General features: G+C 70.5%; 14 protein-coding genes. 5 read left to right on the top strand and 9 right to left on the bottom strand.

The features are described 5' to 3' along the window. Positions 1–21: 21 nt before the first annotated feature. The 3 genes from xylB to SB771_RS05770 all read right to left on the bottom strand — a co-directional run bounded on the left by xylB (position 22) and on the right by SB771_RS05770 (position 4,125). Positions 22–1,503, bottom strand: coding sequence for a xylulokinase (gene xylB / locus SB771_RS05780; RefSeq protein ID WP_175660328.1), 1,482 nt, complete (start codon positions 1,501–1,503; stop codon positions 22–24). A 131-nt stretch (positions 1,504–1,634) separates the two neighbouring features. Further along, complete coding sequence (dalD, locus tag SB771_RS05775) at positions 1,635–3,029, bottom strand: D-arabinitol 4-dehydrogenase (protein WP_175660327.1); 1,395 nt, start codon at positions 3,027–3,029, stop codon at positions 1,635–1,637. Positions 3,030–3,204: 175 nt separating this feature from the next. Then, positions 3,205–4,125 carry a LysR family transcriptional regulator gene (locus SB771_RS05770; RefSeq protein WP_175660326.1) on the bottom strand — a complete coding sequence of 307 codons (921 nt, stop codon included), beginning with the start codon at positions 4,123–4,125 and terminating at the stop codon, positions 3,205–3,207. Positions 4,126–4,224: 99 nt separating this feature from the next. Between SB771_RS05770 and mdlC the strand changes: the two genes are divergently transcribed. The 4 genes from mdlC (at position 4,225) to SB771_RS05750 (ending at position 9,928) form a co-directional block, all read left to right on the top strand. After that, positions 4,225–5,832, top strand: coding sequence for a benzoylformate decarboxylase (mdlC, locus tag SB771_RS05765; RefSeq protein ID WP_175660325.1), 1,608 nt, complete (start codon positions 4,225–4,227; stop codon positions 5,830–5,832). 29 nt (positions 5,833–5,861) lie between these two features. Next, positions 5,862–7,313 (top strand): aldehyde dehydrogenase, encoded by a 1,452-nt coding sequence (locus tag SB771_RS05760; protein WP_175660324.1) that lies wholly within the window; start codon positions 5,862–5,864, stop codon positions 7,311–7,313. 13 nt (positions 7,314–7,326) lie between these two features. After that, positions 7,327–8,271, top strand: coding sequence for a ketopantoate reductase family protein (locus SB771_RS05755; RefSeq protein WP_175660323.1), 945 nt, complete (start codon positions 7,327–7,329; stop codon positions 8,269–8,271). A 259-nt stretch (positions 8,272–8,530) separates the two neighbouring features. Further along, on the top strand, positions 8,531–9,928 hold the full coding sequence (locus SB771_RS05750; RefSeq protein WP_175660322.1) for an MFS transporter: 1,398 nt from the start codon (positions 8,531–8,533) through the stop codon (positions 9,926–9,928). Positions 9,929–9,949: 21 nt separating this feature from the next. Here SB771_RS05750 and kynA read toward each other — a convergent pair whose 3' ends face one another. The 3 genes from kynA to kynB all read right to left on the bottom strand — a co-directional run bounded on the left by kynA (position 9,950) and on the right by kynB (position 12,877). Next, positions 9,950–10,876, bottom strand: coding sequence for a tryptophan 2,3-dioxygenase (gene kynA, locus SB771_RS05745; protein WP_034177043.1), 927 nt, complete (start codon positions 10,874–10,876; stop codon positions 9,950–9,952). Between the two features lie 80 nt (positions 10,877–10,956). Next, entirely contained in the window at positions 10,957–12,210 is a 1,254-nt protein-coding gene (gene kynU / locus SB771_RS05740) for a kynureninase (protein ID WP_410721222.1), read from the bottom strand. Positions 12,211–12,235: 25 nt separating this feature from the next. Next, the gene (gene kynB / locus SB771_RS05735) at positions 12,236–12,877 is read right to left on the bottom strand and encodes an arylformamidase (protein WP_175660321.1); all 642 of its coding nucleotides are present in this window, start codon (positions 12,875–12,877) and stop codon (positions 12,236–12,238) included. Positions 12,878–13,007: 130 nt separating this feature from the next. On the opposite strand from kynB, the gene SB771_RS05730 reads away from it, so the two are divergent. Then, entirely contained in the window at positions 13,008–13,508 is a 501-nt protein-coding gene (locus SB771_RS05730) for an Lrp/AsnC family transcriptional regulator (protein ID WP_006477992.1), read from the top strand. Here SB771_RS05730 and SB771_RS05725 read toward each other — a convergent pair. The 3 genes from SB771_RS05725 to SB771_RS05715 all read right to left on the bottom strand — a co-directional run bounded on the left by SB771_RS05725 (position 13,495) and on the right by SB771_RS05715 (position 16,355). Beyond that, positions 13,495–14,004 carry a flavin reductase family protein gene (locus tag SB771_RS05725; protein ID WP_006761047.1) on the bottom strand — a complete coding sequence of 170 codons (510 nt, stop codon included), beginning with the start codon at positions 14,002–14,004 and terminating at the stop codon, positions 13,495–13,497. The two genes, SB771_RS05730 and SB771_RS05725, sit on opposite strands and share 14 nt — an antisense overlap. Positions 14,005–14,286: 282 nt before the next feature. Next, a complete protein-coding gene (locus SB771_RS05720; RefSeq protein ID WP_175660320.1) occupies positions 14,287–14,952 on the bottom strand; it encodes a hypothetical protein in 666 nt (221 codons plus the stop codon). Beyond that, positions 14,949–16,355 carry a selenium-binding protein SBP56-related protein gene (locus tag SB771_RS05715; RefSeq protein WP_012364564.1) on the bottom strand — a complete coding sequence of 469 codons (1,407 nt, stop codon included), beginning with the start codon at positions 16,353–16,355 and terminating at the stop codon, positions 14,949–14,951. The genes SB771_RS05720 and SB771_RS05715 overlap by 4 nt, the downstream gene beginning before the upstream one ends. Positions 16,356–16,515: the final 160 nt, after the last annotated feature.

The raw sequence follows: 16,515 nt of genomic DNA, 5'->3' as shown, positions 1-16,515 counted from the left end.
GGCCGACGGCCGCTGCGGCGCTTACGCGAGCCGCGCGCGCGACGGTTCGTAAAGCGGGCGCACGTGGCGGTACAGCGCGCGGAACGCGTCGAGGCGCTCGCGCAGCAGCGCATGGCGCGCGGCGTCGGGCGTATATTCGGCGCGCACCGGCGGCTTGGTCAGCACCACCTGCGGATCGCCGCCGACGGCGAGCCAGCCCAGGCGCGCCGCACCGAGCGCCGCGCCGGTTTCGCCGCCGCCGTGCTGGCGCGTGTGCACGTTCAGCGCATCGGCGATCAGCTGCGCCCAGAACGCGCTGCGCGCGCCGCCGCCGATCAGCGACAGCCGGTCGGTTTCGACGCCGGCCGTGTGCAGCGCGTCGAGGCCGTCCGCGAGGCCGAGCGTCACGCCTTCGAGCACCGCGTAGCCAAGATGCGCGCGTTCGGTCGCGTGCGTCATTCCGAAGAACACGCCCTGCGCATACGGATCGTTGTGCGGCGTGCGTTCGCCGGACAGGTAGGGCAGGAATAGCGGCGCGGTGGCGAGCGCGTCCGCGTCGTGTGCCTCGATTTCGGCGAGCAGCGCCGGCTCGTCGGTGCCGGTCAGCTTGCAGACCCAGCGCAGGCAGCTCGCGGCCGACAGCACGACGCTCATCAGCTGCCAGCGATCGGGAATCGCGTGACAGAACGCATGCACGGCCGATGCGGGATTCGGCATGAAGCGGTCGCCGACCACGCTCAGCACGCCCGACGTGCCCAGCGACACGAAGCCGTCGCCCGCGTGGATCGCGCCGATGCCGAGCGCGCTCGTCGCGTTGTCGCCGCCGCCGCCCGCCACCACGACGGCCTCCGACAGCCCGAGCTCGCGCGCGACGTCCGCGCGCAGCGTGCCGGACGGCGCGTTGCCTTCGACGATGCGCGGCATCTGCTCGCGCGTCATGTCGCACGCGGCGAGCAGCGCGTCGGACCAGTCGCGGCGCGCGACGTCGAGCCACAGCGTGCCGGCCGCGTCGGACGGGTCGGACACCTTCGCGCCGGTGAGCCGGAAGCGCAGGTAGTCCTTCGGCATCAGCACGCACGCGGTCGCGGCGAACACGTCGGGTTCGTGCTTCGCGACCCACAGCAGTTTCGGCGCGGTGAAGCCGGGCATCGCGAGGTTGCCGGCCAGCGCGTGCAGATCGGGGGCGCGTTCGGTGAGCAGCGCGCATTCGTCGGCGCTGCGCATGTCGTTCCACAGGATCGCGGGGCGCAGCACGCGGTCGTCGCGGCCGAGCAGCACCGCGCCGTGCATCTGGCCCGACAGGCCGATCCCGCGCACCTGCGCGAACGCCTGGGGGTGCCGTTCGCGCAGCGCCGCGAGCGCGGCGAGCGTGCCTTGCCACCAGTCGTCCGGATGCTGTTCAGCCCAGCGCGGGTGCGGCCGCGACACGCCGAACGGCGTGCCCGCGGTGCCGACCACGGTGCCGTCCGGGGCCAGCAGCAGCACCTTCACTTCCGAGGTGCCGAGGTCGATGCCGAGATACATGAGCGATCCGTTCCGTCAGTGAGGAGCCGCTACTTTAGCTGCACGCACGCGCGCATGCCAACGCAGGTTCGCCCGGATGCGCGGCCGCTGGCGCGCGGCCGGCCGCCGGGCGAGGGTCGAGGGCCCGCGCCTCAGCGCTGCGCGAGCCACGCGTCGACGCGCGCGAGCCCGGCGCGCAGCGCGTCGAACAGCGCGGCGTTGCCGGCGAGCGAGCCCCACAGCGCGCGGCTTGCGCACAGCGCGACGACCGGATCGTCCGCTTCGACGATCGCCCGCGCGGTGCCGTCATCCATCACGCCGTCCTGGTACGCATACGGCAACAGCCCGCGCGCCCAGCGTTCGAGAAAACGCAGGAACAGCGCCGGCAGCACCGCGGTGGCGACCGGCGCCGCGCCGCGCGCGAACGATTCGACGAGGGTCGGCGCGATGAAGCCGGGAATCTTCGAGAAGCCGTCGGCCGCGACGCGCTGGTTCGTGTCGAGCACGTACGGGTTGCCGAAGCGTTCGAGCACGACGTCGCGATAGCGTTCGAGGTCGAGCGGGCTCGGACTGAGGCACGGGATCACGTCCTGCGTCACGTAGTCGTGCGCGAAGCGGCGGATCGCCGCGTCGTGCGTGCCCTCGTGGATGTACATGTGGCCCGCGAGCGTGCCGGCCCACGCGATGCAGCTGTGCGTCGCGTTGAGGATGCGGATCTTCGCTTCCTCGTACGGGTGCACGTCGTCGACCAGTTCCGCGCCGGCCAGCTCCCAGCGCGGCCGGCCGGCCGCGAAGCGGTCCTCGATCACCCACTGGATGAACGATTCGCCCATCACCGGGCACGCGTCGTCGACGCCGGTGGCCGCGCGCACGCGTTCGCGCACGTCGTCGGTCGGGCGCGGCGTGATGCGGTCGACCATCGCGCTCGGCGTCGCGACGTGCGCATCGAACCACGCGAGCAGGCCGGCCTCGCCGCGCCGTTCGAGGAATTCGCGCATGCCCGCGCGAAAGCGCGCGCCGTTGTTGCGCAGGTTGTCGCAGCTCTGCAGCGTGAGCGGGCCCGCGCCGCGCGCGACGCGTTCGGCGAGCAGCGCCGCGAGCGCGCCGTACAGCGTCGTGCGCGCGCCCTGCAGGTCGGCCGCGAGATCGGCGTTCGCGATATCGAGCCGGTTGTGTTCGTCGAGGTAGTAGCCGCCTTCGGTGACGGTGAACGACACGATGCGGCACGCCGGGTCGGCGCCGGCGTCGATCAGCGCGGCGAGGTCGATCGACCACGGCAGCACGCGCGAGATCGCGCGGATCGTCTCGTACGCGCGCTCGCCTTGCGGCGTGACGGTCTCGAGCGTGTACGCGCCGTGCTGCGCGGCGAGCGCGTCCATCGTCGCGCGCATGTCGTCGCGGATGTTGCCGACGGTCAGCGACCAGCGCTCGCCGGCCGGCACGGCCGCATTCACGCGATGCAGATACCACGCCTGGTGCGCGCGGTGGAACGAGCCTGCGCCGATGTGCAGCAGCACGGGCGTGCGGGCGGAGGGCGATTCGGTCATCCGGTGTCTCCTGTCGCGATCGGATCCCGGCCGGCCTGGCTGCAGCACCCGCGATCCGCGTCGTCGAATACGATCATTTGCTCGTCATGTGAGCGAATGATCGTATTGGGGCGAGCGAAAGTCAAGGCGGCGACGCGGCATTTCGATGGTGCGCTGCGGGGCGGGAGGGCGGGTGTCAGCGTGCGTCGCGCGCGTCGCGTGTCAGCGCGACGAGTTCGTCGAGCAGCTTGCCGGCCGGCCCCGGCAGGATCCCGTGGCGCCGGCGAAACGCGGTGAGCGTGCGCACCGCGACCACTTCGCGCACCGGCAGCGTGTCGATCGTGCCGGCGCGCTGTTCGGCGCCGTACATCGGTTCGGCCATCCAGCTCAGGAAGCCCGCGTGCGCGACGAGACTCTTCAGCGTCGTGACCGAGCGCGTCTCGACCGCGATGTCGGGTAGCGCGAGCCCGTGCGCGTCGAAGGTCGCGCGCATGTGGTCGAACGGCGCGGTGCCGCGCGGCGGACTCGCCCAGCGCGCGTGCAGCGTGTCGGCGAGTGTGGGCGCGCGTCCGAGTGCGCGCAGCGGATGGTGCGGCGCCGCAACGATATGGCTGCGATCCTCCCAGCGGCACTCCGGAATCGCGACGATCTCGTCGGTGTCGGGCCCGTGCGCGGACAGCGCGAGATCGATCTGGTGCTTGTTCAGGCCATCGGCGAGCCGGTCCCACACGCCTTCGAGAATCTCGACGCGCAGGTTCGGCCAGCGGTCGAGCACGCGGCCGATCGCCACCGGCAGCACGAGGCTCGCGATGCTGCCCACCGTGCCGACCTTGATCGTGCCTTTCGCGAACCCGCGCATCGCATCGAGCTCCTCGCGCGCGTGCTCGGCCTCGTGCTGCAGCAGCGTCGCGTGCGGCAGCAGTGCCTCGCCGAACGCGGTCAGCTGCACGCCTTTCGAGTGGCGCTCGAACAGCGGCGCGCCGACCTGATCCTCGAGCCGCTTCAGGATGCGGCTCAGCGCCGGCTGGGTCACGTGCAGCGCGTCGGCCGCGCGGCCGAGGCTGCCGCACGTGACGATGGTCGTGAATGCACGCAATTGCCGGAGATCGAAAGTCATGTCGAATCGTAATGGCTTTTCGCAGAAAATACAGTATCCGAGAATGACTCGCGCTTCGATACTGTGGAAACCGCCAAGCCACCGAGGAGACGCCCGAGCATGTCCGGCACCCCGTCCCAATCCGCCGCCCCGATCACCGTCCGCGACGCGGTCATCGACCTGTTTCGACAGTTCGGCATCGATCGCGTGTTCGGCAACCCCGGCTCGACCGAGCTGCCGATGTTCCGCGATTTCCCCGCCGATTTCCGCTACGTGCTCGGCCTGCAGGAGGCCGTCGTGGTCGGGATGGCGGACGGTCATGCGCAGGCCACCGGCAATGCGGCGGTGGTCAATCTGCATTCGGCGGCCGGCGTCGGCAACGCGATGGGCAACCTATTCACCGCGTTCCGGAACCGCACGCCGCTGATCGTCACCGCCGGCCAGCAGGCACGCGCGATCCTGCCGTTCGATCCGTTCCTCGGCGCGACCCAGGCCGCCGAGATGCCGAAGCCGTACGTGAAATGGAGCATCGAGCCCGCGCGTGCGCAGGACGTGCCGGCCGCGATCGCGCGCGCCTACCGGATCGCGATGCAGGAGCCGCGCGGGCCGGTGTTCGTGTCGATCCCGGTGGACGACTGGGACCAGCCGGCCGAGCTGCTGCCGCGCCGCGACGTGAGCAGCGTCGTGCGGCCCGATCCCGACGCGCTCGCCCGGCTCGGCGACGCGCTCGACGCCGCGCGGCGCCCGGCGCTCGTGGTCGGCGCGGCCGTCGATCGGGCCGGTGCGTGGGACGACGTGGTGTGGCTCGCCGAGCGGCACCGCGCAAGCGTGTACGTTGCGCCGATGTCGGGGCGCTGCAGCTTTCCCGAGGACCATCCGCTGTTCGCCGGCTTCCTGCCCGCGATCCGCGAGAAGATCGTCACGCGGCTCGACGGGCACGATCTCGTGTTCGCGTTCGGCGCGCCCGCGTTCACCTATCACGTCGAGGGCTTCGGCCCGCATGTGCCGCCGGGCGCCACGCTCGTGCAGCTCGTCGACGATCCGGGCATCGCCGCATGGACGCCGTCGGGCGACGCGGTCGTCGGCAACCTGCGGCTTGCGGCACGCGACCTGCTGGCGCGGCCGGCGCCGCCCGAGCGGGCGATGCCCGCGCCGCGGCCGCCGCGCCCGCGCGCCGAAGCGCCGGCCGCCGGCGAGCGGATGTCGGTGGCGTTCGCGCTGCAGACGCTCGCCGAGTTGCGCGACGCGCACGACATCGTCGTCGAGGAAGCGCCGAGCGCGCGGCCGGTGATGCAGACGCATCTGCCGTTCACACGCAGCGGCACGTTCTACACGATGGACAGCGGCGGGCTCGGCTACGGGATGCCGGCCGCGGTCGGCGTCGCGCTCGCGCGGCCGGGGCGGCGCGTGATCGCGCTGATCGGCGACGGGTCGAGCCTCTATTCGATCCAGGCGTTGTGGAGCGCCGCACAGCAGAAGCTGCCGATCACGTTCGTGATCCTGAACAATCGCCGCTACGCGGCGCTGCAGGAATTCGCGTCCGTGTTCGGTTTCGGTCCCGACGATCCGGTGCAGGGCACCGATCTGCCCGACCTGGATTTCGTCGCGCTCGCGCAAGGGATGGGATGCCGCGGCATCCGCGTCACCGATGCCGCACGCCTGCGCGACACGCTGACGGATGCGCTGCGGGCCGGTACGCCCGTCGTCGTCGACGTCGAGGTTGCCTGACGCGCAGCGCGCGTCGTTCCGGAGAATTCATGCAAACCGTATCGATGCTGATCGGCGGCCAACGCCGCCATTCGTCCAGCGGCGCGACCTTCGTGCGCCACAACCCGCTCGATGGCGAAGTCGCGTCGGCCGCGCCGGCGTGCACGGTCGACGATGCACGCGCGGCGGCCGACGCGGCCGCGCGCGCGTTTCCCGATTGGGCGGCGCTCGGTCCCGGCGCGCGCCGCGCGCTGCTGCTGAAGGCGGCCGCCGCGCTCGAAGCGAAGCACGAGCAGTTCGTCGCCGCGATGGCGGCCGAAACCGGCGCGTCGGCGCTGTGGGCCGGCTTCAACGTGCAGCTTGCCGCGAGCGGGCTCGTCGAGGCCGCGTCGCTGACCACGCAGGTCGGCGGCGAGCTGATCCCGTCCGACGTGCCCGGTTCGCTCGCGATGGGCGTGCGGCAGCCGGCCGGCGTCGTGCTCGGCATCGCGCCGTGGAACGCGCCGGTGATCCTCGCGACACGCGCGCTCGCGCTGCCGCTCGCGTGCGGCAACACGATCGTGCTCAAGGGCTCCGAACTGTGCCCGGTCACGCACGGGCTGGTGGTCGAGGCGCTGCAGGAGGCCGGGCTGCCGGCGGGTGTCGTGAACTTCGTGACGAACGCGCCGGAGGACGCGGGCGCGGTGGTCGACGCACTGATCGCGCATCCGGCCGTGCGCCGCGTGAATTTCACCGGATCGACACGCGTCGGGCGGATCATCGCCGAAGCGTGCGCGCGTCATCTGAAACCGTCGGTGCTCGAACTCGGCGGCAAGGCGCCGTTCGTCGTGCTCGACGATGCGGATCTCGACGCGGCGGTCGCGGCGGCCGCGTTCGGCGCGTTCGCGAATTCCGGGCAGATCTGCATGTCGACCGAGCGGATCATCGTCGACGCATCGATCGCCGACGCGTTCGTCGCGAAGCTCGCCGCCCGGGCCGCGTCGCTGCCGCTCGGCGACCCGCGTCACGGGCCCGTCGTGCTCGGCTCGCTGATCGACATGAAGGCCGTCGAGCGCTGCAGCATGCTGATCGACGATGCGCTCGCGCACGGCGCGACGCTGCTGTGCGGCGGCCAGTCCGACACCACGCTGTTCCCGGCGACGCTGCTCGATCGCGTGACGCCCGCGATGCGGATCTATGCGGAGGAGTCGTTCGGGCCGGTGAAGGGCATCGTGCGGGTCGACGGCGAGGCGGCCGCGATCGACTGCGCGAACGACAACGCGTTCGGGCTGTCGTCGGCCGTGTTCAGCCGCGACGTGGCGCGCGCGATGCGCGTCGCGGCGCGCATCGAATCGGGCATTTGCCACGTGAACGGCCCGACCGTGCACGACGAGGCGCAGATGCCGTTCGGCGGCGTGAAGGACAGCGGCTTCGGGCATTTCGGCGGCAAGGCCGGAATCGCCGCGTTCACGGACCTGCGCTGGATCACCGTGCAGACCACGCCGCGCCACTATCCGTTCTGAGAGGCGACCGACGATGAGGATTGCGATTCTGGGTGCCGGCGCGATGGGCTCGCTGTTCGGCGCGCGGCTGGCCGAGCACGGCGAAGCCGTCACGCTGATCGACGTGAACGATGCGCATCTCGATGCGATCCGCCGCGACGGGCTGCGCATCGACGACGATCGCGGCGAACGCCGCATCCGCACGCTGCAGGCCGTGCGGCCGGAAGCCGCGAATGCGGCGGCCGGCGCCGCGCCCGATGCCCCGTTCGACTTGCTGATCGTGTTCACGAAATCGCTGCACACGTGCGCGGCACTCGAAGGCGTGCACGCATTGCTGACGCCGCGGACCTCCGTGCTGACGCTGCAGAACGGTCTCGGCAACGTCGAGGCGCTGAACGCGTTCGTGCCGCTCGAGCGCATTCTGGTCGGCGTCACGACGTGGCCGGCCGACTTCGCGGGCGCCGGACACGTGCGCTCGCACGGCACCGGCACGATCCGCATGATGACGGCGGACGGCGCGCCGCGCCCGTTCGCGGCGGCCGTGGCCGACGCGCTGTCGCGCGCCGGGCTCGCATGTTCGCTCGATGCGGATGTCTGGGCCGCGATCTGGGAGAAGGTCGCGTTCAATGCGGCGCTCAACACGCTGTGCGCGGCGACGGGCTGCACGGTCGACCAGCTCGGCCGCGATCCCGAAGGGCCGCGGCTCGCGCTCGCGATCGCGGCGGAGACGGCGGCCGTCGCGCGCGCGAAAGGCATCGCCGTGGACGGCGAGCGGATCGCGCGCAATGTCGAGCACGCGATCGGCGAGCATCGCGGCCATCGGCCGTCGATGCTGCAGGACGTGCTCGCCGGCCGCCGCACGGAGATCGGCGCGATCAACGGTCAGGTGGTCGCGGCCGCGCGCGAGACGGGCGTCGCGGTGCCGCACGTCGAGACGCTGCTCGCGCTGGTCCGGCTGATCGACGCGCAGCTCGACTGAGCATCGGGCCGGCGGCCGGCTGGCGCCGCACGACGATACGCGCGCGCCGCGTGACGCGATGCCGCCGGATCGGCGCAGATAGAACAGGATGCCGGCGCCGATGCATCGACATCGACCGGCCGCGAAGCACGAGATCCGGGGCACGCGCAGCCGCGTCAGCCCGGGCAACAGGAGACGCCATGAAACTCATCGAATACCGTTGTCTTGCCGCGCGCCGTTCGCGCACCTTGCCGCCGCTGCGCGGCAGCCGGGAGGTTGCATGAGCACGCACGACGGAGTGCAGCCGCCGGCGGTCGACATCGGCGCGACGCTCGACGACGGGCCATTCACGACGATGCAGCGTTGCGTGGTGCTGCTCGCCGCGCTCGCGATCGTGCTCGACGGCTTCGACGGCCAGTTGATCGGCTTCGCGATTCCGGTGCTGATCCGCGAATGGGGGATCACGCGCGGCGCATTCGCGCCGGCGGTGGCCGCCGGGCTGATCGGCATGGGTATCGGCAGCGCATGCGCTGGGATCGTCGCGGATCGCTTCGGCCGCCGCCAGGCGGTGATCGGCAGCGTGTTCCTGTTCGGCGTCGCGACCTGCGCGATCGGCTTCGCGCCGGATGTCGCGACGATCGCGCTGCTGCGCTTCTGCGCGGGGCTCGGGATCGGCGGCGCGCTGCCGACCGCCACGACGATGACGGCCGAATACACGCCCGCGCGGCGCCGCACGATGATGGTGACGGCGACGATCGTCTGCGTGCCGCTCGGCGGCATGCTGGCCGGACTGTTCGCGCACGAGGTGCTGCCGCGCTATGGCTGGCGCGGGCTGTTCTTCGCCGGCGGCGCGCTGCCGCTCGTGCTCGGTTTCGTGCTGGTGCGCGCGCTGCCCGAATCGCCGCGCTATCTGGCGCGCCGCCCCGCGCGCTGGCCGGAGCTCGGCGCGCTGCTCGCGCGCATGCAGCGGCCGGTCGCGCCGGGCACCGTGTTCACCGATCTGCGCGATGCGCGCGCACCCGGCGCGCGCGGCGGGTTCGGCGCATTGTTCGCCGGCCATCAGGCGCGCGACACGATCGCGCTGTGGTGCGCATTCTTCATGTGCCTGCTCGCCGTGTATGCGGCATTCAGCTGGCTGCCGACGATGCTGGCCGCGAGCGGGCTGAGCGTGTCGGTCGCGGGCTCGGGATTGACCGCGTACAACCTCGGCGGCGTGATCGGCGCGCTGCTGTGCGCATGGGCGATCACGCATGCCGGTTCGCGCTGGCCGCTCGCGCTGTGCAGCATCGGCGGCGTGGCGAGCGCGATATGGCTGATGGGTATCGATGCGGGACGCCACACGGGCTGGCTGATCGTCGGGCTCGGCCTGCACGGTTTGTTCGTCAACGCGGTGCAGTCGACGATGTATGCGCTCTGCGCGTACATCTATCCGACGGCGGTGCGTGCGACCGGCACCGCGAGCGCGCTCGCCTTCGGCCGGCTCGGCGCGATCCTCAGCGCGTTCGCGGGTGCGATCGTGATCACCGCGGGCGGCGCGACGGCGTACCTGGCGATGCTGGCCGTCGCGATGGGCGTGGTGTGCGTCGCACTGCTCGCGATGCGGCGTCACATTCCGCGGTTCGCGCGCGAACGGGCGTTGCCGCGCGACGGGGAGGAGCTGGCCCGCACGTCGTCGTGACGCGCGGGCGCATGCGGTGCGTTACAGCGTGGTGCGCACGTGCCAGAGCTCGGGGAACAGCACGACGTCGAGCATCTTGCGCAGATACGGCGCGCCGCTCGTGCCGCCGGTGCCCTGCTTGAAGCCGATGATGCGCTCGACGGTCGTCACGTGGCGGAAACGCCACTGGCGGAACGCATCCTCGAGATCGACGAGTTCCTCGGCCATCTCGTACAGCTCCCAGTGCTGCTGCGGGTGACGGTAGACCTCGAGCCACGCGGCCTCGACCGTTTCGTCGTGACGCATCGGCTGCGTCCAGTCGCGCTCGAGCCGCTCGGGCGCGATCGGGAAACCGCGCCGCGCGAGCAGGCGCACGACCTCGTCGTAGAACGACGGCGCCTCGAGCGTCGCGCGCACTTGCTCGAGGATGTCGGGCCGGTGCGCATGCGGCTGCAGCATCTGCACGTTCTTGTTGCCGAGCAGGAATTCGAGCTGCCGGTACTGGTACGACTGGAAACCCGACGACTGGCCGAGATACGGCCGCATCGCCGAATACTCGGACGGCGTCATCGTCGACAGCACGTTCCACGCCTGCACGAGCTGCTCGAGGATCCGCGACACGCGCGCGAGCATCTTGAACGCGGGCGGCAGCGCGTCGCCGCGCACCGCGTCGAGCGCGCCGCGCAGCTCGAACAGCGCGAGCTTCATCCACAGCTCGCTCGTCTGATGCTGGATGATGAACAGCATCTCGTTGTGATCGGGCGACAGCGGATGCTGCGCGTCGAGGATCGAATTCAGCGACAGATAGTCGCCGTAGCTCATCGACTTCGAGAAATCGAGCTGCGCGTCGTGCCAGCCGGCTTCGCCTGCCGCGTCGCCCGGCACGTGCGGCGCTTCATGAGCGGGTTGGGCCGCGCGTGCGCCCGAGAACGGGCAGCCCGCCGGCGCATTGTCGCCGGGTGGCTGCATATGACCAGAATTCACGACTCTCTCCAGATTTGAATGACGGGGGGCGCGGCGCGCGGCCTGCGCGCGCCGGTCGACGCCGATCAGGTCACCGCGCCGCGCTCGGCGAACTCGGGTGCCTTCCACGCATCGGTGGCCAGGATGTCGCGCAGCGTCTCGACGGCATCCCACACGTCGACGAAGCGCGTATAGAGCGGCGTGAAGCCGAAGCGCAGCACGTACGGCTCGCGGTAGTCGCCGATCACGCCGCGCGCGATCAGCGCCTGCATCACCTCGTAGCCGTGCGGATGCTCGAAGCTCGCCTGCGAGCCACGCTGGTGATGCGCGCGCGGCGTGACGAGCTTCAGCGACAGGCCCGCGCAGCGCGCTTCGACGAGTGCGATGAACGCATCGGTGAGCGCGAGCGACTTGCGGCGGATCGCGTGCATGTCGGTCTGCAGGAACACGTCGAGCCCGCATTCGACCATCGACATCGACACGATCGGCTGCGTGCCGCACAGGAAGCGCGCGATGCCCGGATCGGGCGCGAAGCCCGGCTGCATCGCGAACGGTGCGCGGTGGCCCCACCAGCCGGACAGCGGCTGCGAGAAATGCGCGTGATGGCGCTGCGGCACCCACACGAACGCGGGCGAACCGGGGCCGCCGTTCAGATACTTGTACGTGCAACCAACCGCGCCGTCCGCATGCGCGCCGTTCAGGTCCACCGGCACCGCGCCGGCCGAGTGCGCGAGATCCCAGAGCATCAGCGCGCCCGCGTCGTGCACGAGCTGCGTGACGGCTGGCATGTCGTGCATGTAGCCGGTGCGGTAGTTCACGTGCGTGATCATCGCGACGGCCGTGTCCGCGCCGAGCGCGTCGGGCAGGTCGGCCGGATCGTCGATCAGGCGCAGCTCGTAGCCGCCGCCGAGCTGCTCGATGAGCCCTTGCGCGATGTACAGGTCGGTCGGGAAGTTCGAGCGCTCCGACACGATCACGCGGCGCTCCGGCGCGCGCGCGGCCTGGTGACGCAGCATCGCCGACAGCAGCTTGAACAGGTTGATCGAGATGGTGTCGGTCACGACGGTCTCGCCCGATGCGCCGCCGATCAGCGTCGCGAGCTTGTCGCCGAGGCGGCGCGGCAGCGCGAACCAGCCGGCGGTGTTCCAGCTGCGGATCAGGCCTTCGCCCCATTCGGCGCCGATCACCTGTTGCGCGCGGGCGGCCGATGCGCGCGGCTGCGCGCCGAGCGAGTTGCCGTCGAGATAGATCACGCCATCGGGCAGCGCGAACTGGTCGCGCAGCGCGGCGAGCGGGTCGTCGCGGTCGAGGATGAGCGCGTCTTCACGGGTCTTGATCATGATGTCGGGTCAGTGGGTCGGGTAATCAGGAGGAATGGCCGGGCAGCGCGCGCAGCACCGCACGCACGGGGCTTGCGTCGAGCGTCGTGAACTTCAGCGGCAGCGCGATCAGCTCGTAGTCGCCGGGCGGCACGTCGTCGAGCACGATCCCTTCGAGGATCGCCATCCGGTGTGCGCGCACGCGATGATGCGCATCCATGGTCTTGGATTCCTGAGGGTCGAGCGACGGCGTGTCGATGCCGATCAGCGTCACGCCGCGCGCGGCGAGCAGGTCGACGGTCTCGGGCGCGACCGCGCAGAAGCCGCTGTCCCATTGCTCGACGCTGGCGCGCGCATAGGTGCGCAGCAGCACGCGCGGCGGCACGCCGTCGAGCGCGGCCTCGATGTCGGCCGGGCGCACGACCGGCGCTGCGCCGATGCAGTGGATCACGCGGCACGGGCCGAGATAGGTATCGAGCGGCACCGCGCCGATCGGCGCGCCGTCGGCGTCATAGTGGAGCGGCGCGTCGCAGTGCGCGCCCGTATGCGGCGACAGCGTCAGCCGCGCGACGTTGACCGGCGAGCCGGCCTCCATCCGCCACACGCGTTCGACGGAGACGCGCGTATCGCCCGGCCACACGGGGGTGGCGGGGCTGACAGGCGGCGAGATGTCCCAGAGTATGTCCATGGCATGACGAATCGGTGAATCGATCCTTCGAATGATAGGTGGACGCTCGCAGAAAGTGCTTGCGAAATAAACATGGACAATCCGCCGAATTGGCAGATAATTCGAATGAGAGGGAAAAGGGGGACCAAAAATGCATGCGATCACGCTCGATGCCACCGACTGCAGGATTCTGGCGGTACTGCAGGAGGAGGGCAGAATCAGCAATCTCGACTTGGCCGAACGCATCTCGCTTTCGCCGTCGGCCTGCTTACGCCGGATGCGCCTGCTCGAGGAGCAGGGCGTCATCGAACACTATCGCGCGTGCCTGAGCCGCGAGAAGCTCGGCTTCGAGCTCGAGGCGTTCGTGCAGGTGTCGATGCGCAACGAAGAGAATCAATGGCACGAGCGCTTCGCGGAAGCGCTGCGCGAATGGCCGGAGGTGGTCGGCGCGTTCGTCGTGACGGGCGAGAGCCACTATCTGCTGCGCGTGCTCGCGCACAACCTCAAGCACTATTCGGATTTCGTGCTGAACCGGCTCTACAAGGCGCCGGGCGTGATGGACATCCGTTCGAACATCGTACTGCAGACGCTGAAGGACGAAGCGGGCGCGCCGGTCGGATTGGCGCGCACCGGGGCGATCAAAGCGGTGTGAGGCCGTGGAAGCCGCCGCCGTGGAACACGAGCGGCGGCGTGGTATCCGACACCGCGCGCACGCCGCAGCGTTCCACTTCGCCGACGAAGATCACGTGATCGCCTTCGTCGTAGCGGCTGCGGTTGTGGCATTCGAACCAGGCGAGCGCACCGTCGAGCACCGGCATGCCCGAGTTGCCGGCCACGTGCGCGATGCCTTCGAAGCGGTCGCCCTTGTAGGTCGAGAAGCGCTTGCACAGGTCGATCTGCGAGGCCGCGAGCACGTTCACCACGTAATGGCTGTTGCTGCGGAACACCGGCGTCGACGCCGATTTGTGCGCGAGGCTCCACAGCACGAGCGGCGGATCGAGCGACACCGAGTTGAACGAGCTTGCGGTGATGCCGATCAACTGCCCGGACGGCGCCTGCGTCGTGATGACGGTGACGCCCGTCGCGAACTGGCCGAGCGCCTGGCGGAATGCGGCCGAATCGAAGTCCGGCGGGTTGGCATGGTTCATCGGGCGGCCATCCGGAACGAAACGGACGGGCGCGGCGCGCGGCGGATGCAACGGGCGCGGCGGACGAAAGGCGACAAGGCCGGGGTGGTCGGTTGGGAAGGGGTGCGCATGGTCGGATTTTAGCGGAATCGCGACCGCCGGGCCCGTGCGCACGGCGCATTGCGGCGTGAGCGTGAGGTGAGCGTGAGGTAGCGAACACTGTCGCGTGGCGCCGCGATCGACGCGGAACGGCCGTTCTGTCGCGTTTTACCGCGTGATCCGCGGCCGCGCCGTGCGGCGCTGCTAGCGCGCCGCCGCCAGCCCGAGCGACAGCGCGCCCGTCAGGATCAGGCTCGACGCCCACACCGCGTCGAGGTTGAACCAGCTCCGCGCGACGAACTTCAGCCCGAGATAGCGGTACACGAGCCACGCGAGCACGCCGCCCGCGCCGATCATCGCGGCCGCGTGCACCGCCGCGACCACGAGGGCCATCCCGAGATGCGCATCGACGAGCGTGGCCGCCGCGCGATGGCCGGCGTCCCGGTCGAGCCCGCAGAGCCCGAGATAGATCGGCACCAGCATCAGTCCCGCGCCGTGCGCTAGCGCGATCGCGAACGACCACAGCCCGAGCCGCGCGGGCGCGATCCGCGCAAGCGCGCGCGGGTGGCGCCGCCGGATCAGCAGCACCGCGCCGAAGCCGATCACGAGCGCGCTCGCGCCGATCCGGATCGCCGACTGCCACGCGAGCAACGCGGCGAGCAGCCCGAACGGCAGCATCACCATGAAGACAGCGAGCGCATGGCCGAGCGCGAGATAGCCGAGCGCCGCGACCAGCGCGCCGCCGCGGCGCGTCATCAGCGCGTTCGACACCGCGAGCGGCCAGCCCATCGCCGGGTTGAGTCCGTGATAGACGCCGCTCGCGAGCACGGCTGCCCACAGCGCGAGCGGCGCGGAGAGGCCGATGCTCAACGCTTGACCGACGGATAGCAGAACGAGTCCGTCGAGCAGTCGCCGCCCTCGAGCCGGATCTGGTGCGCGCGATAGCCGTCGGGGAACTCGACCCAGTAGTCGTCGGCGAGCGTCAGCCCGCCCTCCGGCCCCACATGCGCGAGCACTTGCGCGGCCGGCACGCCGTCCGGATAGAACTGGTCGTCCCACGTCGAGTAGAGCGAGTTGGTCCAGTACACGCGCCGGCCGTCACGGCTGATCTCGACCATCTGCGGGCCGCCCGCGAACGCGCGGCCGTTCGTGTGCGGCGCGCGGCGCACGATGCCGCCGATGCGCACCGACCCCGCGAGCACCGGATGATGCGGATCCGACACGTCGTACTGGCGCATTTCGCCCGTGCCCCAGCACGATACGTACAGAAAGCGGTCGTCGAGCGACAGGTCGATGTCGGTCACGAGCGGCGGCACCGCGCCGAACCCTTGCAGCAGCGGCGGCAGCTCGTCGGCCGCGGCCGGCTCGGGCGGGATCGTCGCGGTCTTCTTCACATGGAACTGGCCGTCCTCGCGCCACCACGTCCAGATCGACCCTTCCAGGTTGGTCGTATCGACCACGACGCCGACGAACCCGTATTCGCGCACCGGATCGTGCGCGGGCCGCACCTCCAGCGCCATCTGGTGCTGCGCACCGAGATCGATCGTCTGCACGTTGCGCCGCGCGCGCAGGTCCCAGAAATGCAACCGGTGGCCGTAACGGTTCGCGAGCAGGTCTTCCGGCACGATGCCGTTCTCGAACTGCGGCGGCAGCGCCCATTCGCTCGACACCATGTAGTCGCGCGGCAGGTTCCACCAGAAGTCGTAATGCTTGTCCTGCGGGCCGCGGTCGATTTCCCAGCGGCCGAGCACGTCGAAGGTCTCGCAGTCCATGATGAAGATGCCGGGCGCGCCGTCGGTGCCGTCCTTGCCCGCGCCGCCGAGCGTGCTCACGTAGATGCCCTCGGGGCCGCAGTGGACCGTATGCGGCCGCGAATAGCCGGTCTTCGCGAAGATCTCGTCGGGTTCGATGATCTTGTGGATGCGTGCCTGCGTCGGGTGCGGCTTCGTGTCGATCACGTAGATCCGCGACGAGCGCAGGCCGGGGATGATCAGGAAGCGGCGCTCGAGAAACGCGTGGCCGGTCAGCGGCGACAGCGACGACGAACACGCATTCCAGCCGAAGTGGTGAAACTCGTCGCCGGTGTTCGGCATCGTCACCGTGTGCACGATCTTGCCGTAGGTCGAGGAACCGGGCTTCACGTCGATCACGGCGAGCGCGTCGGGTCTGGAAAAATCGGGGCTCAGCAACAATGTATAGGCGAACTCTTCCGCCGGCGCCTGCATCGCGAGTTCCGGCGAAGCGTGAAATGTCGGGTCAGGCCGCATGCTCATCGTAGTGCCTCTCTCGGTTGTATCGGATCACGGGCGCACGGCCGTTCGTTGCGGACGTGCGGGTCGAACGGTTGCGTGATGCGCATGCACCGGCGGCCGCACGCATGGCAGGACGCGCGGTGTGGTGCATCAGATCGGGACAGCGGGGAAACGCGATGCA

This window comes from Burkholderia sp. SIMBA_051 (assembly GCF_046534915.1).
In the GTDB taxonomy this organism is placed as follows: Bacteria; Pseudomonadota; Gammaproteobacteria; order Burkholderiales; family Burkholderiaceae; genus Burkholderia; species Burkholderia ambifaria.
Note: the sequence above shows the minus strand (reverse complement) of the source record. Positions and strands in the feature narration are given on the sequence as shown.

Bases quoted from the DNA above. Each gene is read 5' to 3' on its own strand.
- xylB (WP_175660328.1), bottom strand. From the start codon at position 1,503: ATGTATCTCGGCATCGACCTCGGCACCTCGGAAGTGAAGGTGCTGCTG.
- SB771_RS05730 (WP_006477992.1), top strand. From the start codon at position 13,008: ATGCATGCGATCACGCTCGATGCCACCGACTGCAGGATTCTGGCGGTA.
- kynB (WP_175660321.1), bottom strand. From the start codon at position 12,877: ATGGACATACTCTGGGACATCTCGCCGCCTGTCAGCCCCGCCACCCCC.
- SB771_RS05760 (WP_175660324.1), top strand. From the start codon at position 5,862: ATGCAAACCGTATCGATGCTGATCGGCGGCCAACGCCGCCATTCGTCC.
- SB771_RS05715 (WP_012364564.1), bottom strand. From the start codon at position 16,355: ATGAGCATGCGGCCTGACCCGACATTTCACGCTTCGCCGGAACTCGCG.
- kynA (WP_034177043.1), bottom strand. From the start codon at position 10,876: ATGCAGCCACCCGGCGACAATGCGCCGGCGGGCTGCCCGTTCTCGGGC.
- kynU (WP_410721222.1), bottom strand. From the start codon at position 12,210: ATGATCAAGACCCGTGAAGACGCGCTCATCCTCGACCGCGACGACCCG.
- mdlC (WP_175660325.1), top strand. From the start codon at position 4,225: ATGTCCGGCACCCCGTCCCAATCCGCCGCCCCGATCACCGTCCGCGAC.
- SB771_RS05755 (WP_175660323.1), top strand. From the start codon at position 7,327: ATGAGGATTGCGATTCTGGGTGCCGGCGCGATGGGCTCGCTGTTCGGC.
- SB771_RS05725 (WP_006761047.1), bottom strand. From the start codon at position 14,004: ATGAACCATGCCAACCCGCCGGACTTCGATTCGGCCGCATTCCGCCAG.
- dalD (WP_175660327.1), bottom strand. From the start codon at position 3,029: ATGACCGAATCGCCCTCCGCCCGCACGCCCGTGCTGCTGCACATCGGC.
- SB771_RS05750 (WP_175660322.1), top strand. From the start codon at position 8,531: ATGAGCACGCACGACGGAGTGCAGCCGCCGGCGGTCGACATCGGCGCG.
- SB771_RS05770 (WP_175660326.1), bottom strand. From the start codon at position 4,125: ATGACTTTCGATCTCCGGCAATTGCGTGCATTCACGACCATCGTCACG.